This is a genomic window from Pseudomonas haemolytica, assembly GCF_009659625.1.
Taxonomy (GTDB): Bacteria; Pseudomonadota; Gammaproteobacteria; order Pseudomonadales; family Pseudomonadaceae; genus Aquipseudomonas; species Aquipseudomonas haemolytica.
The window spans coordinates 187,911-210,539 of sequence record NZ_VOIW01000006.1 but is presented as its reverse complement, the minus strand read 5'-3'; the positions used below and the strand labels follow the sequence as shown (position 1 = coordinate 210,539).

The 22,629-nt window shown below is 60.9% G+C and carries 22 protein-coding genes; 13 read left to right on the top strand and 9 right to left on the bottom strand.

The annotated features are described in order from the left end of the window. Positions 1–365 precede the first annotated feature (365 nt). From FRT59_RS20185 to FRT59_RS20165, 5 genes are read left to right on the top strand one after another with little or no spacing between them, the layout of a single operon-like run. Positions 366–1,361 carry an HOASN domain-containing protein gene (locus FRT59_RS20185; protein ID WP_153838311.1) on the top strand — a complete coding sequence of 332 codons (996 nt, stop codon included), beginning with the start codon at positions 366–368 and terminating at the stop codon, positions 1,359–1,361. 40 nt (positions 1,362–1,401) lie between these two features. Continuing rightward, the gene (locus FRT59_RS20180; RefSeq protein ID WP_153872166.1) at positions 1,402–2,388 is read left to right on the top strand and encodes an HOASN domain-containing protein; all 987 of its coding nucleotides are present in this window, start codon (positions 1,402–1,404) and stop codon (positions 2,386–2,388) included. A gap of 30 nt (positions 2,389–2,418) precedes the next feature. Continuing rightward, complete coding sequence (purB, locus tag FRT59_RS20175) at positions 2,419–3,852, top strand: adenylosuccinate lyase (protein WP_153872165.1); 1,434 nt, start codon at positions 2,419–2,421, stop codon at positions 3,850–3,852. Next, on the top strand, positions 3,852–5,300 hold the full coding sequence (locus tag FRT59_RS20170; protein ID WP_153872164.1) for a class-II fumarase/aspartase family protein: 1,449 nt from the start codon (positions 3,852–3,854) through the stop codon (positions 5,298–5,300). Before purB ends, FRT59_RS20170 begins: the two co-directional genes overlap by 1 nt. A gap of 45 nt (positions 5,301–5,345) precedes the next feature. Then, on the top strand, positions 5,346–6,419 hold the full coding sequence (locus FRT59_RS20165) for a class I SAM-dependent methyltransferase (RefSeq protein ID WP_153872163.1): 1,074 nt from the start codon (positions 5,346–5,348) through the stop codon (positions 6,417–6,419). A 96-nt stretch (positions 6,420–6,515) separates the two neighbouring features. On the opposite strand, the gene pdxR is transcribed toward FRT59_RS20165, so the two are convergent. Beyond that, complete coding sequence (gene pdxR / locus FRT59_RS20160) at positions 6,516–7,904, bottom strand: MocR-like pyridoxine biosynthesis transcription factor PdxR (protein WP_153872162.1); 1,389 nt, start codon at positions 7,902–7,904, stop codon at positions 6,516–6,518. Positions 7,905–8,088: 184 nt separating this feature from the next. Here pdxR and FRT59_RS20155 point away from each other — a divergent pair, with 184 nt between their 5' ends. From FRT59_RS20155 to FRT59_RS20135, 5 genes are all read left to right on the top strand, one after another. Next, positions 8,089–8,544: a carboxymuconolactone decarboxylase family protein gene (locus FRT59_RS20155; protein ID WP_153872161.1), complete on the top strand. Its 456-nt coding sequence runs from the start codon at positions 8,089–8,091 to the stop codon at positions 8,542–8,544. Between the two features lie 76 nt (positions 8,545–8,620). Continuing rightward, entirely contained in the window at positions 8,621–8,950 is a 330-nt protein-coding gene (locus FRT59_RS20150) for a hypothetical protein (RefSeq protein WP_034119462.1), read from the top strand. A gap of 88 nt (positions 8,951–9,038) precedes the next feature. Then, entirely contained in the window at positions 9,039–9,485 is a 447-nt protein-coding gene (locus FRT59_RS20145; protein WP_034119381.1) for a GNAT family N-acetyltransferase, read from the top strand. Between the two features lie 4 nt (positions 9,486–9,489). Then, complete coding sequence (locus FRT59_RS20140) at positions 9,490–9,750, top strand: hypothetical protein (protein ID WP_034119380.1); 261 nt, start codon at positions 9,490–9,492, stop codon at positions 9,748–9,750. Between the two features lie 415 nt (positions 9,751–10,165). Beyond that, a complete protein-coding gene (locus FRT59_RS20135) occupies positions 10,166–10,414 on the top strand; it encodes a DUF1652 domain-containing protein (protein WP_034119379.1) in 249 nt (82 codons plus the stop codon). A 12-nt stretch (positions 10,415–10,426) separates the two neighbouring features. Here the strand turns inward: FRT59_RS20135 and FRT59_RS20130 are convergent, their stop codons facing one another. Continuing rightward, positions 10,427–10,789: an NUDIX hydrolase gene (locus FRT59_RS20130; protein ID WP_034119378.1), complete on the bottom strand. Its 363-nt coding sequence runs from the start codon at positions 10,787–10,789 to the stop codon at positions 10,427–10,429. 128 nt (positions 10,790–10,917) lie between these two features. Between FRT59_RS20130 and FRT59_RS20125 the strand changes: the two genes are divergently transcribed. Continuing rightward, positions 10,918–11,895, top strand: a complete 978-nt coding sequence (locus FRT59_RS20125) for a Gfo/Idh/MocA family protein (protein ID WP_034119377.1) — start codon at positions 10,918–10,920, stop codon at positions 11,893–11,895. A gap of 45 nt (positions 11,896–11,940) precedes the next feature. Continuing rightward, positions 11,941–12,570, top strand: a complete 630-nt coding sequence (locus FRT59_RS20120; protein WP_034119376.1) for a ribonuclease T2 family protein — start codon at positions 11,941–11,943, stop codon at positions 12,568–12,570. A gap of 2 nt (positions 12,571–12,572) precedes the next feature. Here the strand turns inward: FRT59_RS20120 and FRT59_RS20115 are convergent, their stop codons facing one another. Continuing rightward, complete coding sequence (locus FRT59_RS20115; RefSeq protein ID WP_153872160.1) at positions 12,573–14,027, bottom strand: alpha/beta hydrolase; 1,455 nt, start codon at positions 14,025–14,027, stop codon at positions 12,573–12,575. A 173-nt stretch (positions 14,028–14,200) separates the two neighbouring features. Between FRT59_RS20115 and FRT59_RS20110 the strand changes: the two genes are divergently transcribed. Beyond that, positions 14,201–14,788, top strand: a complete 588-nt coding sequence (locus tag FRT59_RS20110) for a LysE family translocator (RefSeq protein ID WP_034119374.1) — start codon at positions 14,201–14,203, stop codon at positions 14,786–14,788. Here the strand turns inward: FRT59_RS20110 and FRT59_RS20105 are convergent. The 6 genes from FRT59_RS20105 to FRT59_RS20080 form a co-directional block, all read right to left on the bottom strand. After that, the gene (locus FRT59_RS20105; RefSeq protein ID WP_153872159.1) at positions 14,730–15,623 is read right to left on the bottom strand and encodes an AraC family transcriptional regulator; all 894 of its coding nucleotides are present in this window, start codon (positions 15,621–15,623) and stop codon (positions 14,730–14,732) included. The genes FRT59_RS20110 and FRT59_RS20105 overlap by 59 nt on opposite strands. Before the next feature lie 65 nt (positions 15,624–15,688). Then, the gene (locus tag FRT59_RS20100) at positions 15,689–18,151 is read right to left on the bottom strand and encodes a TonB-dependent siderophore receptor (protein WP_153872158.1); all 2,463 of its coding nucleotides are present in this window, start codon (positions 18,149–18,151) and stop codon (positions 15,689–15,691) included. A 98-nt stretch (positions 18,152–18,249) separates the two neighbouring features. Continuing rightward, positions 18,250–19,200, bottom strand: coding sequence for a FecR domain-containing protein (locus FRT59_RS20095; protein ID WP_153872157.1), 951 nt, complete (start codon positions 19,198–19,200; stop codon positions 18,250–18,252). Beyond that, positions 19,197–19,718, bottom strand: coding sequence for a sigma-70 family RNA polymerase sigma factor (locus tag FRT59_RS20090; protein ID WP_034119370.1), 522 nt, complete (start codon positions 19,716–19,718; stop codon positions 19,197–19,199). The genes FRT59_RS20095 and FRT59_RS20090 overlap by 4 nt, the downstream gene beginning before the upstream one ends. Before the next feature lie 287 nt (positions 19,719–20,005). After that, complete coding sequence (locus FRT59_RS20085) at positions 20,006–21,607, bottom strand: ABC transporter ATP-binding protein (protein WP_153838305.1); 1,602 nt, start codon at positions 21,605–21,607, stop codon at positions 20,006–20,008. Between the two features lies 1 nt (position 21,608). Next, on the bottom strand, positions 21,609–22,628 hold the full coding sequence (locus FRT59_RS20080; protein WP_153838304.1) for an ABC transporter permease: 1,020 nt from the start codon (positions 22,626–22,628) through the stop codon (positions 21,609–21,611). Between the last annotated feature and the right edge of the window lies 1 nt (position 22,629).

The following is a 22,629-nucleotide window of genomic DNA, read 5'->3' as shown; positions in this document are numbered from 1 at the left end:
TAACTGCCCCGTTCGCACAGAAAAGCAGAATCGCCGCCAGCGTATCTACGATGCGAAGCGAGTCGCTCTTGATCTTGATCTTAGGCGCCCCGTTAAACCACGCTGGCCGAACGCAGGCTTGAATCCTTGGGTAACCCGGCAGGACGCCGGGTTAGCCGCACTGGGCCATGGATCGCCCATAGCCGCCGTTACCTAAATAACGGATATGTACTCAATCAACCCCTCCCAAAAATGGCCGCCCCACAACCTTTCTCCAATCCGCAAAAAAGAAATTTCCTACAGGTATTGACCTTGCCACTACAGGAACCTTTAGCCTTTTCTCCGAGTACGCCAAATCAAAAAAAACAAGAATCAAGGGGTTATCAATGGATACTGCTACCCTGCTACAACGTTCGGATTCCAATCTGTTCACCACAGCCTCGGCGCTGATGGTGAATGCCCTGGAACCCGGCGCCCACTACGCCCAGGTCACCCGCGCACTGGAAGCACTGCTAGCGCTGACCCGGCAAGGCCTGTCGGGAGATACCGACGCCTACGCGCACTACCAGGCAGCCCTGCTGCAACTGCACATCCCGGGCGATCCGCGCACTGAGCCGACCCGCCGTTGGATGGCCAGTGAGGTTTACCGCGTCGAAGATGAGTTTGCCGCCGACCTGCCGGGTTTCACCGCGCTGCCGGTGGATGAGTTCCGCCAGTTGGTCGACGCTGAAATCGCCGCTCGCAGCCGGGTCAACCACCCCATGTCGGTGCACCTGTTCCAAGGTACGCCGCCTGTGCAAGACGTGCGCTTCTTCCTGGAACACCACTGGACCCGCTCCTACAACTTCTACAGCCTGCTGGCCGAACTGGCCTTTCGCTTCGAGGCCATCGAGGATGCCTCGGTGTTCTACCGCAACCTTTACGGTGAAGCGGGCGCAGAGGCACCGGAGCGTTCACACCCGGCGATGCTGGCCCATCTTATGGAGTATTTCGATATTCCGCTGGCCATCGACTTCCCCGCGCTGCATCCCCTGGAAAAGGCCTACCTGAATAATCGCATTCGCTGTGTGCGTCATACCGATGTCGCCTGGGGGCTTGCGTTGCTCTACGCCGTCGAGTCTGTCAGTTGCGTCAACCATCGGCGCATCTACGAGCTGTTGCAGCGCCTGGACGTTCCAGAGCAGCCGAGTGAATTCCATCGCCTGCACGGCACTCAGGATGAAATCGATACCGAGGAAATGTGGGCGCTGATTGCCAAGTTCGCCGGCGATGACGGCTTCCAACGCACGTTCATGCGCGCACTCAAGCGTCACTTCGAAATCAACAAGGCCTACTTCGACAGCCTGTGGCAGCAGATGCAGGCACAGCGCTTGTCCGCTTGAACCACCCTGCGAACCCAGAACAAAAATAATGGAGCACATGATGAGCCCACGTAATTTCTCGCAGCCGCAACTGCAGAATATCCACACCGCCGAAGCGCGCCTGTTGGCCGAAGCGCTGAAGCCCGATGCAACATTCAATCGCATCGAAATTGCCGCCAATATGCTGCGCGCCTTATGCGAGTCGGGCCTGCAAGGCGACGCCGCGAACGCGGCGCAGTGCCAGCAATTGCTGTACATCCTGTCGCTGAGCGATGACGTCGCGACCGCCTCGACCCGACGCTGGCTGGCCAATGCCATCTATAGCGTGCAAGAGCGTTTCATGCCGTCTGCTGATTTGGCATCGCCGCTGTCCGAGGCTGGTTTCCAGCAACGCCTGGAAGAACAGATTGCCGCGCAGTCGCGGGAAAATCACCCGATGTCGCAGTATGTGTTCGAGGGCAAAGCCTCCCGCGAGCAACTGCAGGTGTTCCTGCGTCACCAATGGTTCCGCACCTACCGCCTGTACCGTGATGCCGCCGACTTGCTGGTCAACCTGACCGACGTGGACGAGGCGGCCGCCCTTGGCCGTTACCTCTACGGCGAGCTGGGCGAAGAGGACGAGCAACGCTCCCATCCGCGACTGTTGGCCAAGCTGCTCGCCGCCGTCGGCCTGACTGCCGATTTCGAAGCCATTTCGACGATGCCCGAGGAAATCGCCTACTTGAACAACCGCGCACGCTGCTTCCGCAACCCGGATGTCGGCTGGGGCCTGGCGGTGTTCTACATCACCGAGCTGGTAGTGCCCGGTAATCACGGCAAGCTGTACAACGCCTTGCGCAATGCGGGCTTGAGCCAGGATGACGCAGAGTATTACGAAGTGCATATCAGCCTGGTGCCGCCACGTGCCAAACGTGAATGGGCGCTGATTTCACGGCGTATCCCGGACCTCGGGTTCCAGAATGCGTTCCTCACGTCGCTGGCTGAGCACTTCCGGCTGGAGAGGGCTTATTACGACGCGGTCTGGGAAGAAATGCAGCGCGTGAAGTAGCCCTCCTTAGGACAACGCGAGTAACCCGACATGCCGAGTCATATTTCTGAATCCCGTATCCACGGGGGCGCTTACTCGTCCCCGGAATTTGCCGCGATCTTCTCTGATACCAATCAGGTGCAGAAGTGGCTCGATGTAGAAACAGCACTGGCAGCTACCCAGGCGCAGATGGGCATCATCCCCCACGAGGCTGCGCGCGAAATCGCCCGCGTCGCCAGTGTGGAGTTGCTGGACCTCGACGCCTTGGGGCGCGAGAGCATGGAAACCGGGCACATTCTGGTGCCGACCATTCGTGCATTGGAGGCCTTGTGCGCCGATGGTTGGGGTGAATACGTGCATTACGGCGTAACCACCCAGGACATCCTCGACACCGGGCTGATCCTGCAGGTCCGCGATGCCTGGGGCCTGGTGGTGCAGCGCTTGCGCGGGATCCGTGGGCATTTGCTCACGCTCGCCCTGCGGTATAAGCACACGCCGATGGTCGCCCGGACCCATGGGCAACAAGCATTGCCCACCACGTTCGGCTACAAGGTCGCGGTGTGGGTCGATGAGATTGATCGACACCTTGAGCGTTTTGACGAGGCGTATGCGCGGGTGATGGTAGGCAACCTGACCGGCGCGGTGGGCACCCTGGCAGCGCTTGGCCCACAGGGTCTGGAAGTGCAGCGCCGGACCCTGGAAGGCCTCGGCCTGGCGGCGCCATTGAGCAGTTGGCACAGCGCTCGCGACCGTATCCTGGAGGCGGCGTGGCTGCTGGTCCAGGCTTCGGCGACCCTGGGCCGCGTCGCCAATGAGATCTACCACCTGCAGCGCACCGAGATCGATGAAGTGCGCGAAGGCCGCCGGGCAGGGCAGGTGGGGAGCAGCACCATGCCCCACAAGCAGAACCCGTCGACGGTGGATCTGATCAGCGCGCTGTCGCGGCTGGTTCGCGCGCAGATGCTTGCGCTGACCGATGCTGCGTTTCAGTTGCACGAGCGCGACGGCACCACGTGGCGTATCGAATGGGCGGCCTTGCCGGAGCTGTTTATCTATGCCGGAGCCTTGCTTGCCCGTATGGAAGGCGTGCTGTTGGCCGGGCTGGACGTGCGCGAAACGCGCATGCGCAGCAACCTCGACTTGCTCGGCGGGCTGATCCTGTCGGAACGCATCATGCTCGCGCTGGCACCACGGTTCGGCAAGCAAACGGCGCATCAACTGGTCCACGAAATAGCCCTGATGGCCCAAGCCGAGGGGCGTTCTTTTCGCGACGCGCTGCTCAGCGATCAACGCCTGCACGGCTGTTTCACCCGACAAGCCCTCGACGACCTGCTTGACCCGACAGCCTACACCGGGCTTGCGGTGGAGATGGTCGACCTGGTGGCGAATAAAGCAATACCCCAGTCTTCAAGCGATGTTCTTGAAACGCAGATATCAACCCAAGGAAATCCCAGTCGGTCTCAGCATGTGATGGAGGGTATGTGATGGATTCGCAAACGTTGGAAATGGCAGCCCGTGCCTCTTGCACCGCACGTTCGGAACACTCAGGCCTTAATCATGACGGCGAGCAATGCCGCCATGAGCACAGCCACATCCTCGACTCGAAAACCCACGGCTCAGGCTATGCCGGCCCACAAAGCCGCAAGATCTTCTGCAGCCATTGCCGCCTGCAACGCTGGCTGGATGTGGAGGCCGCGCTGGCCATGGCCCAGGCCGACGTCAATATCATCCCGCACGAAGCGGCCCTGGAAATCGAAAAAGCCGCCTTGCTGTCGGGCATCAATGTGCGCCAATTGGCCGAGGGTGTAGCTGCCACCGGCCATTCGCTGATGCCGTTGCTGAGCGCCCTGCAGAAGAACTGCAGCCCGAGTGCCCGCGAATACGTGCACTACGGCGCCACCACCCAGGACATCCAGGACACCGCCCAGTCCCTGGAAATGCGCGACGTGCTCGATGCTATGGACCTGGCCCTGGAAGTCTTGCTGGGCAAACTGTCGACGCTGGCCGATGCGCACCGTGACTCGCTCATGGTCGCGAGAACTCACTCTATCCCGGCATTGCCGACCACCTTCGGGCTGAAGGTCGCCGGCTGGATCGACGAGCTGTTGCGGCATCGCCAGCGCCTGGCCGAGGCGCGCCAGCGCGTGCTGGTGGTGCAGCTGTTCGGCGGGGTCGGCACCATGGCGGCGTTCGGCCCGGAGGCGATGCCGATGCTCGAGCGTTTCGCTCAACGCCTGTCGCTGCAAGTGCCCCTGACGGGGTGGCATGTGTCCCGTGACCGTGTTGCGGAGTTCGTCAGCACCCTGGCGATGGTCACGGCCTCGTTGGCACGTGTGGCCGATGAGATCCGCACGCTCAATCGCTGGGAAATCGCTGAAGTCGAAGTGGGCTGGAGCGACCAGCAGATCGGCAGCAGCACCATGCCGCACAAACGCAACCCGGAAGGCTGCGAGCAGGTGGTGGTGTTGGCGCGGCTGGCCAAGGCCCAGGTCATGCTCGCACTGGACGCGATGATTCTCGAACACGAGCGCGATTACCGCGGTACCCGTCTGGAATGGTGTGCGGTCGCGGATGTTTCCCACTATGCGCTGATGGCGCTGTCGATCCTGACCGACACCATCGATGGGCTCACCGTGAACGTGCAGAAGATGGAGTGCACTGCCCACGCCTACGGCGATGCGATCTGCACCGAAGCGGTGGTGTTCGAAATGGCGCGCAAGCTGGGCAAGAGCAGCGCCTACGAAATCATCTTCGAAGTGTCCCAGGCGAGCCAGCGCAATCACGTGTCGATCCGTACCGCGATCGAGGCCGATGCACGGGTGGTTGCCGTCATGAATGCGGGCGCGCTGGCGCGGTTGTTCGAGCCCAGGACGCACCTGGGAATGTCCGACCGCCTCGTCGACAACGTGCTTTCGAAACTGACGGTCCGCTAATCATTGATCACTGAACTGACTTGCAATTTCATCAAGGAGCGACAGATGTCAAACGTTATGGAAGTTGATAAAGCCAAGGTCCAACAGTTTTCCGCGCGCATCATGGAGGATTACGGCAACACGTTGCGCGGCGCCATGCTCTACATCGGCGACCAGCTTGGCTTGTTCAAGGCCCTGGCCGACGGCGAAGCGGTGACCCTCGAGGAGCTGGCGCAAAAGACCGGCTACAACGCACGCTATTTACGCGAATGGCTGGGCAGCATGGCCACGGGCAATTATGTGACCTACGACGCACAAACCCGCCGCTACCAGATGCCCGCTGAATTCGTGCCGGTGCTCGCCGATGAAGACTCGCCTTATTTCGCCGGTGGCATTATCCAGTTGAGCGTGCCGTTCGTGAGCATGGCGCCCAAGGTCATCGAAGCGTTTCGCAATGGCGGTGGCTGCGCCGAAGAGGCGTTCCCGCTGGAGACCTGGAAAGGCATGGAACGCATGACCATGCCTTGGTACAAACACTACCTGGTCCAGCACTGGATTCCTTCCCTGGACGGCGTCGAAGAGAAACTCAAGACCGGCGGCAGCGTGCTTGATTTCGGCTGCGGTGCGGGGCTGGCAGCGATCACCATGGCCAAGGCCTACCCTGAGGCGCGGATTGTCGGCTGCGACTTCCACTTGCCCTCCATCGAGTTGGCGCGGGCCAACGCCGAGGCGGCCGGAGTGGGCGACCGGGTGCAATTCGAGGTGAACGACTCGGATGCCCTGCGCGGGCAGCAATTCGATTTCGTGACCACCTTCGTGGTGATCCACGATGCCACCGACCCTCAGCAAATGCTCAAGGACCTGCGCGCAGCCACGGCCGCCGATGGCACCTACCTGATGGTAGAGCTCAACTTGTCCGAAGAGCTGCACGAAAACATGAACCTGTTCGGCCGGGTGATGTACCCGCAGAGCACCCTCTATTGCATGACCTGCTCGCTGTCCCATGGCGGGGCAGGGCTGGGGGCGTTCATGGGCGAGAAACGTGCCCGCCAGATGGCTGAAGCGGCCGGGTTCAGCCACTTCCGCAAAGTCCCGTCGGCGTGGCCGCCGATGCCTGCGCTGTTTGAACTCAAGCCCTGAGTGGAATCTGCTGTGGCGAGGGAGCAAGCCTCCTCGCCACGTCATGGTTTTGTCGCGGTTGGCCGGCTTGACCCGCGCCAAAAAACGCTTGGGCCACTAGGTAATAAGGCATTCCAGGATGCGCTGCCCGAGCGCTTCTGCGTTGGCTTGCGAGTCGATATTGGCAAACCCGAGCAGCAAGCCGGGACCGCTCGCTTGCGTGTTACTCCAGTCACTCAACGCTTCAGCGTAAATGCCCACGCTGGCGAGTCTGTCCACGAGTAAGCGGTCGGACATCGGCGGCTTGAGCCTCAGGATCAAATGCATGCCGCCTGGCTGTGCATCTATCGAAATATGCGTGCCCAACACGCTGCGCAAGCCCTTGGCCGTGGCCTCGCGCCGCTCGCCATAGAGCTTGCGCATCCGTTGTATATGCCGGGCGAAATGGCCCTCGGCGATAAAACTGGCGACGATGGCCTGGGTCAATTCCGGACAGTTACCGAGGAAGGTCTGGCTGACCTGCTCGAAGCGGCTGACTTGGGCGGCCGGCACCACCAGGTAGGCCAGGCGCATGCCGGGGAACAGCACTTTGCTGAAAGTACCGGCGTAGAGTACGCGGCCTTCACTGTCGAGGCTCTTGAGGGCGGGCAGGGGGCGGCTGGCGTAGCGGTATTCGCCGTCGTAGTCGTCTTCGATGATCCAGGCTTGCTGGCGCTTGGCCCAGTCGAGCAGGGCTAGACGGCGCGGCAGTGACAGGGACACGCACAGCGGGCTTTGGTGGGCGGGCGTAACCACCACCGCACGGGCGTTGCTGGTGGGTGGCAGGCACAGGCCGTCCTGATCCACCGGTACCGGCACCGGCTTGATGTGCAGGTATTCCAGCAGCGGGCGAGTCGGCGGATAGCCCGGGTCTTCCACCAGCACCTGGTCGCCCGGGGTGAGCAGGGCATGGGTGATCAGGCCCAGGGTGTTGCGATAGCCTGAGGTGACGAATATCTGTTCGGGCGAACAGTCGATGCCCCGGGCCACTTGCAGGTGGCTGGCGATGGCCGTACGTAGAGAGGCCAGGCCATAGACCGGGGGGTTGGCCATGTCGGCGAATTGGGTGGCGCGCACGCAGCGGGCGGCGATTTTTGACCAGAGCTTGCGCGGGAATGCGTCCAGGGCTGGCAAGCCCATCTGGAACGGTAATATCGCTGCCTGTTGTCGCACGGCGTTGTAAGGCGGCACCACGGCGCGCGTAGGCAAAGTGCCCTTGATGCCCTGTGCGACCACCGTACCTGCCTGGCCACGGGCTTCCAGGTAGCCTTCGGCGGTCAACAATGAGTAGGCGCTCTCAATGGTGCCGCGGGCCAACCCCAACTCCTGGGCGAGGGCCCGCGCCGCTGGTACGCGCTCGCCGGGCTTGAGCAAGCCTTCGGCAATGGCATTGCGAAAGCGCCAGTAGAGCTGGCGATAGATCGGCTCGGCGGTGGTGGGGTCCAGTAGGGGCAATGAGGTGGGCATCGGCGGCGGCTCTCCAAGTGCGGCTGATGTGAGCCTACGCGGTGGTTGTCTCAGGCCAAAGCACCAATAACCGATTAAATACGTAGACCATCATGGCCCAGGCTTGCGGCCGATTCTTGGCTCTTCAGAGGTGAGCCATAACATCGCAAGATGGCGTCTCACCTCAACCGCTACAGGATCCGCCATGACCGCTCGCCTCGACTACATCCACGCCTCCCCGGAAGGTTATAAAGCCTTTGGCGGTGTCTACACCTATCTGCACAACTGCGGTTTGCCCAAGCTGCTGATCGACCTGGTGTACCTGCGGGTCTCGCAAATCAACGGCTGCGCTTTTTGTATCGACATGCACTCGCGGGACCTGCTCAAACAGGGCCTGGCCGTGGACAAACTGGTGCTGGTGCCGGTGTGGCATGAGGCCCGGGAGGTGTTCACTGCCCGTGAACGTATCGCCCTGGCTTTCGCCGAAGCCGTGACCCACTGCGACGTCTGCGATGCGGACTACGCAGCGGCTGGCGCGGAGTTCACCGACAAGGAACTGGCCGACCTCACCTATGGCATCGCCTTGATGAACGCCTTTAACCGACTCGGCATCACCTTCCGCGCGACACCTGCGGCTGCCGCCTCAAAGATTGCGCAGTAAGGCAATTTAATGGCCCCTTTGTAACAAAATCCTCGCCAAAATCGCTTTTATTTTCAGGTGGTTAGGTGGGATGCAAATGCGCACTGTTGGAATGATGCTGATTGCCTGCTCCCTGGCCGGCGGCGCGGCTGCCGTGCAGGCTCGGGAGTTGCGCGAGGGCGACAAGTACATGTGCAGTTGGGGCGCGGGCACGGCCGCCAGGGCCCAGGAGCTCAAGTTGTCGGGGGTGTCGCTGTATGCCGCTCGGCAGAAGATCCAGAGCATCAAGTTCAGTAAATCGTGGATGCGCATGATGGCCATGGGCATTACCGAGCAGACCTATGACAGCCGTTCCAGGCTCAAGCCGGAGGCGATTCGCAAGAGCTTTTATCAGGATTGCCTGCACTATAAAGTGGCGCGTAAATAACCCAGGTCGCGCACCGGCGCTTACAAATCCACGACAAACCCTATGTCAGTATTTGCATACAATTGCGCACTTCTTCATGGAGGTCGGTATGCAAGTGCTTATTCGTGCGGCGACAGCCGAAGACGTCGATACGCTATGCGTGATTCGCACCTCGGTGGTGCAAAACCATCTGAGCCTTGAACAGATGGCCGACCTGGGAATTACCCCGCAGGTACTGGTCGATACACTGAACACCGCGCCTTGTGCCTGGGTCGCGGAAGTAGACGGCCAAGCGGTCGGGTTTTCCATGATCGACCTGGCTGAAGGCGAGGTGTTCGCGATGTTCGTACTGCCCACCCATGAGAACCTTGGCCTCGGGCGCCGGTTGATGGCGGTGGCCGAGGCCGCATTGTTTGAACGCCACGAGAGGGTGTACCTGGTCACTGACGGGCGTGAGCAGGTCCGTGCCAACGGGTTCTATCAACGCCTGGGCTGGTCCATCGCGGGCCGGGTCGACGGCGACGACGTTCGCTATGAAAAGGGCCGGGCGCGGTAACGCCATGAACGCGCCAGCGCCCGCAGCGCCCAGCAGCCTGCGCTATCTTGCGGCTGGAGTGCTGTGCGTGGCGGTGCTATTGGGATTCTATTTCGTTCAACTCAACGCCAAGGTCGACCGCCAGCGTGAAGAGGCCGTCGAACGACTGGCGCTGTGTCGTCATATGGAACGGGCCGCTGGTACGGCAAAGTTCAGTAACGAAGAGTTTCGCGAAACGTGCCAGCAACTGCGCGATCAGTTATTCAAGAGTGCGACGCCGCTTTGATTAATAACCCTTTTTTATAAGGGGGTTATTCCACGAATATCATCACTACTTGCACCAAAAAGTGGCACTTGTGTGGTTTGTCACCTTAAAAAATATGTGGTTATTTAATGACTTACGACGTTTTTAATCCGACGAAAGGATTCAAATAATCTTGTTAGGCGTTTTGGCAGTCGTTACTATAGCCGGGCGTTCACCTCCCACGGTTTATGCATTTTTAAATCCCAAGTTTCCATCAGCTACTTGGGATTTTTTTTGCCTGCGATTTGTCCCGGGGTTCAATTCCAGGGCTGCCCACGTCTCGGAAAAATGAGTGCTGGCTAACACTTTTGCATTAATTGTTCAGTGTCCGGCAAAACCTTATCTATGCTTGCTTGCATCACTTCAATCAGGTAGATCCCAGGGAAGGGGGCTGAGCATGATTTCCATCACCGAATTCAATCGCATCATGGCCTCCGGCTTTCTGCCGCTTGCGTGTGAGTGCAGCCTCAACAGCGATGGCTCATTACGCATCAGCGTGTTCGAGCCGGCGACTGGTCGTGTCGAGGTGCTGCTGACCCGGGTATCGCCCCAAGGCCTGGACAGCATCCGTGCCATCTCCAACCTGATCGGTGAGTTGCGCACCGAGATCAGGGCCGGGCGCCGTGGGTTTGCAGCGGTAGGTTAGTTGCGCACAGCGTCAGAGGCGACGCAGGAAGGCTTTGACGATGTGCCGGGTGGCGTCGGTAGTGTCCAGCTCATCCAGGGCACCGTAGGCGTGCCACTGGCAATCGACAATCTCGTTGCATGGCCGTGCCTCTTCGATATTGACCACCGAGGCCTCGAACACATGGTGCAGGGTGTCGCGGGCCTTCAGCTCTTGCAGATAGAGCAAGCCATCTACGTTTAATCCGGTTTCCTCTTCCAACTCGCGCTCCGCCGCGCCAATTGGGCGCTCGTCGGGCTCTACCTTGCCGCCCGGTAACGCCCATTTGGACCGGGCTTTGCGTACAAAGAGAATATGCTCTTCGTGTGCGCAAATGACCGTTGCACGTATCTTCAATGCCTATACCTCCCACAGCGAAACGAATGTCACAAAAGTGTAATGCAATTGCCATGCTAAGTGCTTATGGCGTGCTGGGGTGTGTATGTGGATACTGCCCGATTGATGAATACGAACGAGGACATTCAATGAAGACCATACGCTGGGGCATGATCGGCTGTGGCAGTGTCACTGAGTTGAAGAGTGGACCGGCTTTCTACAAAGCGCCAGGTTCGGCATTGGTGGCCGTGATGGGGCGGCGTATCGACGCAGTGCGTGATTATGCGGCACGCCATGGCATAGCCCGTTTCTATACCGACGCCCAGGCATTGATCAACGACCCGGAAGTGGACGCGGTCTACATCGCCACACCGCCCGACAGCCACCTTGAGTACAGCTTGATGGTGGCGGCGGCGGGCAAACATTGCTGCGTCGAAAAGCCCATGTCGTTGAATGCCGAGCAGAGTGCCTTGATGCAGCGCACCTTCGAGCGCGCCGGGTTGCACCTGTTTGTCTCCTACTACCGGCGCTCGTTGCCGCGTTTCCAGCAGGTGCGCACCTGGTTGCAGGAAGGTCGTATCGGCGAGTTGCGCCACCTGACCTGGACCCTGTGCAAACCCGCTGCTGCGGCCGACACCAACGCCGCCAATTGGCGCACCGACCCGGCGATTGCCGGTGGTGGGTACTTTGCCGACCTGGCCAGCCATGGGTTTGACCTGTTCCAATACCTGGCCGGAGATATTGTCGAGGTCTCAGGTTTTTCTGCGCGACAGGCCGGACGCTATGCCGCGGAAGATGCGGTGACGGCTTGCTGGACATTCGCCAGCGGCGCATTGGGCATGGGTTGTTGGAACTTTGTGGCGGATCGTCGCGAAGACCGTGTCGAACTGATCGGCAGCCGAGGGCGCATCCAGTTTTCGGTGTTCGAAGACCAGGCAATACGCCTTGACGGTGAAACCACCGAGGTGTTGGAAATACCGTGCCATACCCATATCCAGTGGCACCACGTACTGGGCATGAACGCGCATATTCGCGGGGACACCGAGCATCCGTCGCTGGCGATCGAGGCGTTGAAGACCGATATCATCCTGGACAAGGTTTTAAAACGTTATTCCCATCATCCCTAGTCGTCCCGATAGCGTGGTGCTTCATTTTTTCAAAGGAATACGGGGATGAAATACTGGATGGTGTTGTGGCTGCTGATCGCCACAGTTTCAACTGCGGCGCCGCGCAACCAAGGGCAGCCGGGGGAATTTGATTTTTACGTGCTGTCGCTGTCGTGGTCGCCGACGTTCTGCCTGACGCACCCGGGCAACGAACAGTGCTCGGGCAAGGGCTATGGGTTTGTGCTGCACGGTTTATGGCCGCAGTACGCACGGGGAGGGTGGCCGGCGTCCTGTGCGCCGCAGTCGCGCTTGACCGACGAAGAAATGGACAAGGGCGCGGCGCTGTTCCCTACCCGTGCACTGCTCAAGCATGAGTGGGCCAAGCATGGCACCTGCAGCGGGCTTGAACCGTTGGAGTACCTGGACAAGACCGATGCAGCGCTGGGCGTGGTTGCTATCCCGCAGCAGTTGCAGCCGTTCAACACACCGCCGTCATTGCCGGCCAGTGAGATTGAGGCGTTGTTTCGCGAGAGTAACCCGCGCATGGGCAACCACGGGTTGGCGGTGATCTGCAAGGGCAAAGTGCTGTCGGAAGTGCGCGTGTGCCTGACCAAGGACCTGGCTTTTGCCGGTTGCCCGCGCAGTGTGAAAAGCCAGTGCCGTGGTGGCGATATTCGCATTCCTGCGCAGCGTTGATCTCAGCGGCAGGTCTTGTCAGCTCTGATCTCACGAGGTGCCAGCAGATAGGCCACTACGGCTTCGTCCACACAGCGGTCGATACCGTTGAGTACCAGGGTGTGACCGTCGCCCTCTCGGGTGATCAGTGGGCTTTTAAACCAGGTTGCCATCTGTCGAGCGTTAACCCAGGGCGTGGTTGGGTCGAATCGCTGGCCCACCAACAGCAACGGCGGCAGGCTCGGTGCGGCCACCGGAACGTGGGCTTCAAGTGTTCCACGCACCGGCCACAGGTCGCACAGTTCCAGGCCCGACGCCTGCACCTTGAGGTAATTGGTGAAGGGCGAGGCCGCTCGAATGGCCTGTCGCTGCTGGCGCAATAGCTGAGTATCGCTTCCAGGTGCCGCGGTATCCGCACAGGAAATTACGCTCAGGGCATCATCGGCCTCTTCACCGGCATTTTCGTCAATCAACCCGGCGACCTGCTCATCGGCAATCCCGGCATTGACCTTATGCAACAAGGCAATCAGCTCGGGCCAGCGGTCAGACCACAGCAACAGCGATTGAGTGCTGAGCAACACGTCATCGGCGGTCACTTGATCCCCGTCTGTTGTGATCAGGGCAGTGGCATACACCTGACGTAAAATTCCATGAAACGCCTCGACAGCCCCGGCCTCATCGCCGGGTAAAGGGCAGTCAGGGTGTTTTGCACAGAATGCAGCAAACCGCTGGAAGGTCTGCTGATAGCCGCGCGCCTGATTCAATTGCTGGGTGAAGTCGTCTTCCGAAAGGTCCACGACACCGTCCAGCACCAGCGCACGGGTCTGCTGTGGAAACCGCTCGGCATACAGCGCAGCGATTTGGGTGCCGTACGAGTACGCCACTGCAGTTAAAACGGGTTCGCCCAGCGCAGCCCGGATCACATTGAGGTCATTGACCGCATCGTCGCTACCCATGTGCTTCAAGGTCTCTAAACCCGTGTGTTTGATACAGGCGGCCAGGGTCTTGCGGGCCTGGGCCTCTGACGCGCTGATGTCGTGTTCATCGATAACCGGTCGCTCCCGTCCGGGCACTCCACAGGAAATCTTTGGTGTTGACTGCCCAACGCCTCGCGGGTCGTATCCGACAATGTCGTAGGACTGCGTCAGCTTCGCGACGATGTCGTCATCGGACATGAAAGGATTGATCCCCGGCAGTCCTGGCCCACCGCTGATCACCACCACGCTGCCCTTTTTGACGCCGGTAGCGGGTAAGCGGGTCAGCGCCAGTCGTACCTTATCCGCCTTGGCGTCGACCGAATATGTCAACGGCGCGTCGACATAGCCGCATAACAGCGCCTCTGGTGGTTCATCTTCAAACCAGTTGTCGAACTGGCTGTTGGTGCAAGGTTGCCATTGCACAGTGCCGGACTGGGCGTGGACAGACTGGGAGATGATGATCAGGGGCAGCAGTATGAGCAGGTGCTTGAGGGTAAACATTGAGCGCGAGTCGAGGTGAAAAGGGCGCCTACATTAACCGAGATTGCGGGGCCAAAATCCTGCCGTTACACAATCACCACAAATGCTTCGCAGGGGCATTTTGTTCAATACCAGCAGGGTTTCAGCCTTTACCGTTATGTCACCTGTTTTCGCCATAACAAGAAGGGACTGCAATGAGCTTGATCATTTCCATGGCCGCTTTCGCCCTGGCTACCTCCATCACGCCGGGCCCTGTGAATGTGGTCGCCTTGAGTTCCGGTGCGCGCTTCGGCTTTGCCGCCAGCCAGAAACATGTGTTCGGCGCCGCTGTTGGTTTCACCCTGTTGTTGGTGCTGATCGGCTTGGGGTTGCATGAGGTGTTGGTGCGCTGGCCGATCCTGACCCAGTTGATCCAGTGGGGCGGGGTGGCTTTCCTGCTGTACATGGCCTGGAAACTGGCGGTGGACGATGGCCGGCTGGACGCCGATGGCACGGCAACCGCGCCGTCGATGCTGTACGGCGCGATCATGCAGTGGCTTAACCCGAAAGCCTGGCTGGCCTGTGTGGCGGGGATGGGCTTGTTTGTGGCTGATGGTGACGCTACGCAGGTATGGCTGTTCGCGGCGCTTTACCTGGTGATCTGCTACCTGTCGGTGGCGTGCTGGGCGTATGCGGGGACGTTTTTGCGCCGCTACTTGAACAACCCGCAGGGGGTGCGCGTGTTCAACCGCTCAATGGCCGCGTTGCTGGTGGCCAGTGTGGGTTATCTGCTGATGGCTTGAGGTTCTCGCGGTACTGCCCCGGTGTGGCGGCGAAGTGCTGTTTGAAGGTGCGCTGGAAATGCGCCTGGTCTGCAAAGCCTGCGGCCAGGGCCACATCGGCAATCAGCGCGCCGTTGCGCAGTTGCCTGCGGGCAAACTGGATACGCCGGTTGACCATGAACGCGTGGGGCGTCAACCCGTAATACTGCTTGAACGCGCGGATCAGGTAAGACGGCGACAGCTCGGCCGCCTGGCAGATGTCTTCCAGTTTCAAGGCTTCGGTGCAGTGGGCGCGGATGTACTCGGCGGCGCGCTCCAGCTTGTGGTTGACCTCACGCACCGCTGTCAACGAAGGGTTGAGGCGCTGCTGCACCTCAGTGAAGTAACTCACCAGCGCGCTCTGTTTTTGCAGCAGTTCGGCCTGTTCGTCCAACAGTGTCCGGTACAGTTCGAGCAAGCCTTGGTACAGCGCCGTGTCGCGGGTATGGGGCGTATCGAATGGCCGGTAACCCTGGTCGGTGCTGAAACCCAGCTGGTACTGCAGGTCGGTCAGCCACGGCGTGTCGAGGTACAGCATGTGATAGGACCAGGGCTGGTCATGGATAGGGTTGCACGCATGCACATCGCCCGGGTTCATCAGCACCACCGTGCCGGCGCTGATCTCGAAGGTCTGGGTGCCGTAGTGGTAATAGCTGCACCCGGTGGTGATCGCGCCGATGGAAAAATGCTCATGGGCGTGCCGGGTGTAAGTGACCTTGCGCCCGTCAGCGATGGTGCGCGCTTCGATGAACGGCAAGCGTTCGTCACGCCAGAAGTGCGGCGCGTGCTCGGGTCGGGCAGTAGTGTTCAGCGCCATGGCGGTGGCTTCATCCCTTGAGAGATCAAGGGGCGATCATTGCACACACCGCCAGGGCCGTCAGCCTAGAAGTCCCACTTGGTCGCCAGTTGCAGGCTGCGCGGCTCGCCATAAAAACCGGTGCCGAAGTTGCCGAGGCCCGTGTAGTACTTTTTGTCGAACAGGTTCTTCACATTCAAGGTGGTGCTCAGGTGCTCGTTGAAGCGATAGCGCGCCATCACGTCCACCAGGTAGTAGCTGTCCTGGGTGATGCGTGAGGTGTGGCCGAAGTTGACCGAGTCGTTCGGGTCTGGCTGGAACACGTTGCCGAAGAATTCGCTCTGCCAGTTCACGCCGCCGCCCACGGTGAGGTTTTGCAGGGCGCCGGGCAGGCGATAGGAGCTGAACAGGCGCACCACCTGCTGCGGTGTGGTGGTTTGCAGTACCGAGCTGTACACGTAGCCGCTATTGGCATCGCGGGTGTGCTGGTAGGTGTAGCCGGCAGAGATATTCCAGCCGTCCAGCACTTCACCGGACAGCTCGGCCTCGAAGCCCTTGGTGGTGGCGCCGGCTATCGGGCGATATACCGAGTCGGTTTCAAAGCCTGAAACGTACTCGGCGACATTGTCCTGCTCGATACGGAACGCGGCAAAACTGGCGTTCAGGCGACCGTCGTAAAACGCTGCCTTGAGGCCGGCTTCATAGGTGTCGCCTTCAATCGGATCGAGCAGTTTGCGGTCGGCGTCCTTGCTGTTTTGCGGACGGTAGATCTGGGTGTAGCTGGTGTATACCGACCACGTGTCATTGAGGTCGTAGACGATGCCGGCATAGGGCGTGACCACGCCGCTCTGGCGATAGGTGGTGCGGTTGTCGGCCTTGGTGGGGTCGTAGAAGTCGGTGGTGTCGGTGCCGCTGAAGTTGCTCACACGAGTACCGAGGATCACCGACAGGTCGTCCGTGGGTTTCAAGCGCGTGGCCAGGTAGGCGCCGGTCTGGCGTTGCACGATGTCGTTCTGGCCGCTGCGCGGTATATCCGGTTTGGCGTATTCGCCGTGCCAGTCAAAGATACTGCCGCCCACCGGCGGGTAGATCGAGCCGTACACCGGTACGTCCTGCTTCGAACGGGTGGCCATAAAGCCCATGATCAACTCGTGCTCGCGGCCGAACAGGCTGAATGGCCCGCTGAGGTTGACGTCCAGGGTGTTCTGCACCTGGTCGCCCTTGTACTTGCCCATGAACATATACATGCCGTCGCCGCTGACCGGGTCCGGGTTGCCGCCGCTGGCAGAACCGAGCAGGGTGTCGTGCTGGCTGCGCTTGCGGTCAAGGCTGACTTTGAGCGACCAGTCATTGGCCAGTTGCTGTTGCACCGAGGCGAACAGGGTCTGGTTCTGGAAGTCGCGGCGACTCCAGTCGGCGGCCGGGTTGAACGAGCGCGAGAAGTTCGTGCGCGAGCCATTGCTGAAGTACATCGGGAAGCCCGTCCAGCTGGCGCCACGGGAGCGGGTGTCTTGCTGGTCGATGCCGAAGGTCAGCAGGGTGTCGGGCGTGAGGTCCGCTTCGAGGATGCCGTAGGCGATGTCCTTGGTGTTCTGGTAGTGGTCCAGGTACGACTGGCGGTCCTGGTAGACGCCGACAAAACGCCCGCGCACATTACCCGATTCGGTCAGCGGGCCGGAGATATCGCCCTCGGTGCGGTAGTTGTCCCAGGAGCCGAAGGTCTGGGTGACCGAGGCCTTGAAATCCTTGGTCGGTTTTTTGCGGATCAGGTTGACCGTGGCCGATGGGTCGCCGGAGCCGCTGAGCAGACCGGCCGAGCCCTTGATGATTTCCACATGGTCGTACACCGCCATGTCGGTGCTGGTGGTGCCGTAGTCATATACGCCGTCGTAGGTGGAGTTGACGCCGTCGTACTGGAAATTGGTGATCGGCAGGCCGCGGCTGGAGAACTCCCAGCGTTCGCTGTCGTAGTTCTGCACGCTGACGCCGGGGGCGCGGCGCAGAGTATCAGCGATGCTGGTGGAGCCTTGGTCATCCATTTGCTGGCGGGTGATCACCGTGACCGATTGCGGGGTCTCGCGCATCGACAGCGGCAAGCCGGTGGCCGAGGCCATGGAGCCTGTGGTGTAGGACTGGGTATCTTCGGTGGTGGCGCCCAATGCCTGGCCGGAGATCGTCGTGGCGCCCAGTTCCAGCGCGCCGGTGTTGGCCGGGACCGGCTCCAGCACGTAACTGTTGTTGCCTTGGGGCACAGCCTGCAAACCGCTGCCCTGCAACAACTGCTGCAAACCGGCGGCCGGGGTGTAGCTGCCACTGAGGCCGGGGCTGGTTTTGCCGGCCGCCAGACTGTTGTGGCCAGCGATAAAGATCCCGGATTGCTCGGCAAAACTGTTCAACACACTGACCAGCGAACCGCCGGCGATGCGATAGCTGCGGGCGGCTTCCTGGGTCGACGGCGATTGTGCGGCGTGCACCGTCGGTGCGCCGAGGCAAAACAGCGAGGTGGCCAGCGCCAATGGGCGCAGCGCAAAGCGAGCAGGTTGCGGCATGAAGGTGTCCCTTGGGATCAAATCGAACGGCGAATTGAAAACGTCTGCTGGGTTAACCGAACGAGTTGTGGAAAAGGGAACTGACTGTTGTAAGTTTTTTACCGCGCACTGACGCTGACCCACCACGGCATCAACCGCTCGACCCGGATCGGCAGTGCGGCTTGCAACAGATGCAGGGCGTGGTCGCTGTCTTTAAGCGGGAATGAGCCCATCACCGGCAACTGCGCCACCGCCGGATCACAGCCCAAATGGCCGGGACGATAACGGTTGAGTTCGGCGATCAGTTGGCCCAGAGGCAGGTTGTCGGCGAGCAGCACACCACGGCTCCAGGCTTCGCGGGCCGGGGATGCGCTGGCCGTTGCATTGAAGCCCGCGCGGGAGAACGACACCTGCTGGCCTGCCTCGATGATGCGTACCTGATCATTGACGGTATGCACTTTTACCCGGCCCACGAACACGTTGAGCTGGGTGTGATCATCGCTTTGCAGCACGCTGAAGCGGGTGCCCAGCGCCTGCATGCGCCCGTAGTCGGTGTCTATCAGGAATGGACGGCTGGCGTCCTTGGCCGTGTCGATCAGCACTTCGCCAAAACGCAGGCGCAGCAAGCGTTGTGCCGTATCGAAACGCACATCCAGTGCGCTCAGAGCGTTCAGCCAGATATGGCTGCCATCGGCCAGCAGTGCATCACGGGTTTCGCCACGGGTGGTGGCGTAATCGGCGCTCCAGCCGCCCACCAGCCGGGGCAGGCCGGTGTTACGCCAGGTGCCCCATGCCAGCGTTGAACCGGCACACAGCACCAGCAGGGTCTTGAGGGTCTGGCGCCGCGAACTGCGCAGCGCACGACTGGCGCCATGGGCTTGTTCCATCAGGGGGGTAAAGCGCTGGCTGACCCGCTCCACGTATTGCCAGGCCGCCAGATGCTCAGGGTTCTGCGCCATCCACGCCTGCCAACGCTGTTGCTCCTGGGCGCTGCCCTGATCCTGCAGGCGTACATACCACTGCGCAGCCTGTTCCAGGCTGGCGTGACTGAGTTTGCCGGGTGAGCTCATTGCACCAGCATCCCGTCGAGCTCGGCTTCAAGGATCGCGCAGTGCAGCAGGGCCTGGGCCATGTATTTCTTGACCATGCGTTCGCCCACGCCGACTTGCGTGGCGATCTGTTTGTACGGCAGGCCATGCAGTTGCGCGAGCAGGAAGGCTTCACGGACCTTGCTGGGCAGGCGCGCCAGCATGGCGTCTACTTCGTAGAGCGTCTCGACGATGATGGCGCGCTGTTCCGGTGACGGCTGGGTGGTTTGCGGGCGCTGCGCGAGGCTGTCCAGCCAGGCTTTTTCCAGTTGGCGACGGCGCCAATGGTCGATGCACAAACCCCGCGCGATGGTGGCCAGGTACGAGCGCTGGCCCACGTGGTCGGCCTCGGTGAGCGGGCGGTTAAGGATACGGATGAAGGTGTCGTGGGCCAGGTCGGCGGCATCCCAGCGGTCGTTCAGGCGTCGGCGCAACAGGCCGAGCAGCCAGCCGTGGTGGGTGCCGTAGAGGTGGGTGAAGGAGGTCGACACAATATCCATCCAGCGCAAAAGAATTGGCGTAAATAAGAATTGGTCGCGATTAAAGCAAAGGGTGGCGATGTGCGCAAATGATATTGGTTTGCTATTGGGGGACTTGGCTGTGCACCATTCAAGCTGGGAGGGGGCTTGCCCCCGATGGCGGCCTGACAGCCGACCTGATCGATGCTGCGCGCGTACCCCTGTGGGAGCGGGCTTGCTCGCGAAAGCGGTGGGTCAGCCAACATCAATGTTTGCTGGACCGACGCCTTCGCGAGCAAGCCCGCTCCCACATTTCGCCCCGGATTCCGTCACGCCGGTACTAGAAAAGCTGCCTTTAGCAACTGCCGGGTATACGCATGCTGCGGGTCAGCAAAAATACCTCGCGCATCACCTTGCTCCACCACCTGGCCTTGCTTGACCACCATCAACTGGTGACTCAGCGCCTTCACCACCGCCAGGTCGTGGCTGATAAACAGGTAGGTCAAGTTGTACTTGGCCTGCAAGCCGCGCAGCAATTCCACCACCTGGCGTTGTACCGTGCGGTCGAGGGCCGAGGTGGGTTCGTCCAGTAGAATCAGGCGCGGCTTGAGCACCAAGGCGCGGGCGATGGCGATACGTTGGCGTTGGCCTCCGGAGAATTCATGGGGGTAACGATGGCGGGATTCGGGGTCCAGGCCGACTTCCTTGAGTGCCGCGATGATCGCCGCTTCCTGCTCGGCAGGCGTGCCCATCTTGTGGATGCGCAGGCCTTCGCCGACGATTTCGCTGACGCTCATACGCGGGCTCAGGCTGCCGAACGGGTCCTGGAACACTACCTGCATTTCCCGGCGCAACGGGCGCACCTGTTGCTGGGTAAGCTTGTCCAGTTGCTGGCCTTCGAAGCGAATCCCGCCTTTGCTGCCGATCAAGCGCAGAATCGCCAGGCCCAGGGTGGATTTGCCCGAGCCGCTTTCACCCACTATGCCCAGGGTCTGCCCTTGCGGCAGGCTGAAGTTGATGCCGTCCACGGCCTTGACGTAATCCACGGTGTTGCGCAAAAAGCCTTTCTTGATCGGGAACCAGACTTTCAGGTCATCCACCTCCAGCAAGGGTGGCCCCACCACGTTGCTGGCCGGCCCACCACTGGGCTCCGCCGCCAGCAATTCCTGGGTGTAGGGATGCTGGGGCGACTGGAATAGCGTCTCGCAATCGGCCTGCTCGACGATGCAGCCTTGCTGCATCACACACACACGATGGGCAATGCGCCGCACCAGGTTGAGGTCGTGGCTGATCAGCAGCAGCGCCATGCCCAGCCGAGCCTGCAACTCCTTGAGCAGTTCCAGGATCTTCAACTGCACGGTGACATCCAGGGCTGTGGTCGGCTCATCGGCAATCAGCAACTCCGGCTCGTTGGCCAATGCCATGGCGATCATCACTCGCTGGCGCTGGCCGCCGGACAGTTCGTGGGGCAATGCCTTGAGGCGTTTGTGCGGTTCGGGGATGCCCACCAGCTCCAGCAGTTCCAGGGTGCGCAGGGTGGCGAGCTTGCCGGTGAGGCCTTTGTGCAGGCCGAGCACTTCGTTGATCTGTTTCTCGATGGAGTGCAGCGGGTTCAACGAGGTCATCGGCTCCTGGAAGATCATCGCAATGCGGTTGCCGCGAATATGCCGCAGGGTCTTCTCTTTGAGCGTCAGCAGGTCCTGCCCGGCATATTCGATAGTGCCGGACGGGTGCCGTGCCAACGGGTAGGGCAGCAACCGCAGGATCGAGTGGGCCGTCACCGATTTGCCGGAGCCGCTTTCGCCCACCAGCGCCAGGGTTTCGCCGCGCCTGATGTCAAAACTCACCTGGTTGACCACGCGGTGGTGATGCTCACCGGTGACGAACTCGACGCTGAGGTCGCGGATTTCGATCAGATTGTCCTGATTCATCTCATTTCCTCGGGTCGAACGCATCGCGAGCGGACTCGCCGATAAACACCAGCAAACTCAACATGATCGCCAACACCGCAAAGGCACTCATGCCCAACCACGGCGCTTGCAGGTTGGATTTGCCCTGGGCCACCAGTTCACCCAGCGACGGCGAGCCCGCCGGCAGGCCAAAGCCGAGAAAATCCAGGGCGGTGAGGGTGCCGATGGCGCCGGTGAGGATGAACGGCAGGAAGGTCATGGTCGAGACCATCGCATTGGGCAGGATATGGCGGAACATGATCGCACCGTTCTGCATGCCCAGCGCCCGCGCCGCCCGCACGTATTCGAGGTTGCGCCCGCGCAGGAACTCGGCACGCACCACATCCACCAGGCTCATCCAGGAGAACAGCAGCATGATCCCCAGCAGCCACCAGAAGTTGGGCTGTACGAAGCTGGCGAGGATGATCAGCAGGTAGAGCACCGGCAGGCCGGACCAGATCTCCAGGAAGCGCTGCCCGGCCAGGTCGACCCAGCCGCCATAGAAACCCTGCAAGGCGCCGGCGATCACGCCGATGATTGAACTGAGCACGGTCAGGGTCAGGGCAAACAGCACCGATACGCGAAAGCCATAGATCACCCGCGCCAGCACGTCACGGCCCTGGTCATCGGTGCCCAGCAGGTTGACGCTCGAGGGCGGCGCGGGGGCGGGTACCTTCAGGTCGTAGTTGATGCTCTGGTAGCTGAATGGGATCGGCGCCCACAAGGTCCAGGCGTCCTTGGCCTTGAGCAGCTCCTGGATGTACGGGCTCTTGTAGTTGGCTTCCAGGGGGAATTCGCCGCCGAAGGTGGTCTCCGGGTAGCGCTTGAGCGCCGGGAAGTACCAGTCACCGTCGAAGTGCACGGCCAGGGGCTTGTCGTTGGCAATCAGCTCGGCGCCCAGGCTCAGCACGAACAGGATCAGGAACAGCCACAGCGACCACCAGCCACGCTTGTTAGCCTTGAAGCGCTCGAACCGGCGGCGATTGAGGGGGGACAGGTTCATC

What these genes read in the sequence shown, in the direction of transcription:
- FRT59_RS20185 (WP_153838311.1), top strand. Translation starts at nt 366, where the DNA reads ATGGATACTGCTACCCTGCTACAACGTTCGGATTCCAATCTGTTCACC.
- FRT59_RS20180 (WP_153872166.1), top strand. Translation starts at nt 1,402, where the DNA reads ATGAGCCCACGTAATTTCTCGCAGCCGCAACTGCAGAATATCCACACC.
- purB (WP_153872165.1), top strand. Translation starts at nt 2,419, where the DNA reads ATGCCGAGTCATATTTCTGAATCCCGTATCCACGGGGGCGCTTACTCG.
- FRT59_RS20170 (WP_153872164.1), top strand. Translation starts at nt 3,852, where the DNA reads ATGGATTCGCAAACGTTGGAAATGGCAGCCCGTGCCTCTTGCACCGCA.
- FRT59_RS20165 (WP_153872163.1), top strand. Translation starts at nt 5,346, where the DNA reads ATGTCAAACGTTATGGAAGTTGATAAAGCCAAGGTCCAACAGTTTTCC.
- pdxR (WP_153872162.1), bottom strand. Translation starts at nt 7,904, where the DNA reads ATGCCCACCTCATTGCCCCTACTGGACCCCACCACCGCCGAGCCGATC.
- FRT59_RS20155 (WP_153872161.1), top strand. Translation starts at nt 8,089, where the DNA reads ATGACCGCTCGCCTCGACTACATCCACGCCTCCCCGGAAGGTTATAAA.
- FRT59_RS20150 (WP_034119462.1), top strand. Translation starts at nt 8,621, where the DNA reads ATGCGCACTGTTGGAATGATGCTGATTGCCTGCTCCCTGGCCGGCGGC.
- FRT59_RS20145 (WP_034119381.1), top strand. Translation starts at nt 9,039, where the DNA reads ATGCAAGTGCTTATTCGTGCGGCGACAGCCGAAGACGTCGATACGCTA.
- FRT59_RS20140 (WP_034119380.1), top strand. Translation starts at nt 9,490, where the DNA reads ATGAACGCGCCAGCGCCCGCAGCGCCCAGCAGCCTGCGCTATCTTGCG.
- FRT59_RS20135 (WP_034119379.1), top strand. Translation starts at nt 10,166, where the DNA reads ATGATTTCCATCACCGAATTCAATCGCATCATGGCCTCCGGCTTTCTG.
- FRT59_RS20125 (WP_034119377.1), top strand. Translation starts at nt 10,918, where the DNA reads ATGAAGACCATACGCTGGGGCATGATCGGCTGTGGCAGTGTCACTGAG.
- FRT59_RS20120 (WP_034119376.1), top strand. Translation starts at nt 11,941, where the DNA reads ATGAAATACTGGATGGTGTTGTGGCTGCTGATCGCCACAGTTTCAACT.
- FRT59_RS20115 (WP_153872160.1), bottom strand. Translation starts at nt 14,027, where the DNA reads ATGTTTACCCTCAAGCACCTGCTCATACTGCTGCCCCTGATCATCATC.
- FRT59_RS20110 (WP_034119374.1), top strand. Translation starts at nt 14,201, where the DNA reads ATGAGCTTGATCATTTCCATGGCCGCTTTCGCCCTGGCTACCTCCATC.
- FRT59_RS20105 (WP_153872159.1), bottom strand. Translation starts at nt 15,623, where the DNA reads ATGGCGCTGAACACTACTGCCCGACCCGAGCACGCGCCGCACTTCTGG.
- FRT59_RS20100 (WP_153872158.1), bottom strand. Translation starts at nt 18,151, where the DNA reads ATGCCGCAACCTGCTCGCTTTGCGCTGCGCCCATTGGCGCTGGCCACC.
- FRT59_RS20095 (WP_153872157.1), bottom strand. Translation starts at nt 19,200, where the DNA reads ATGAGCTCACCCGGCAAACTCAGTCACGCCAGCCTGGAACAGGCTGCG.
- FRT59_RS20090 (WP_034119370.1), bottom strand. Translation starts at nt 19,718, where the DNA reads ATGGATATTGTGTCGACCTCCTTCACCCACCTCTACGGCACCCACCAC.
- FRT59_RS20085 (WP_153838305.1), bottom strand. Translation starts at nt 21,607, where the DNA reads ATGAATCAGGACAATCTGATCGAAATCCGCGACCTCAGCGTCGAGTTC.
- FRT59_RS20080 (WP_153838304.1), bottom strand. Translation starts at nt 22,628, where the DNA reads ATGAACCTGTCCCCCCTCAATCGCCGCCGGTTCGAGCGCTTCAAGGCT.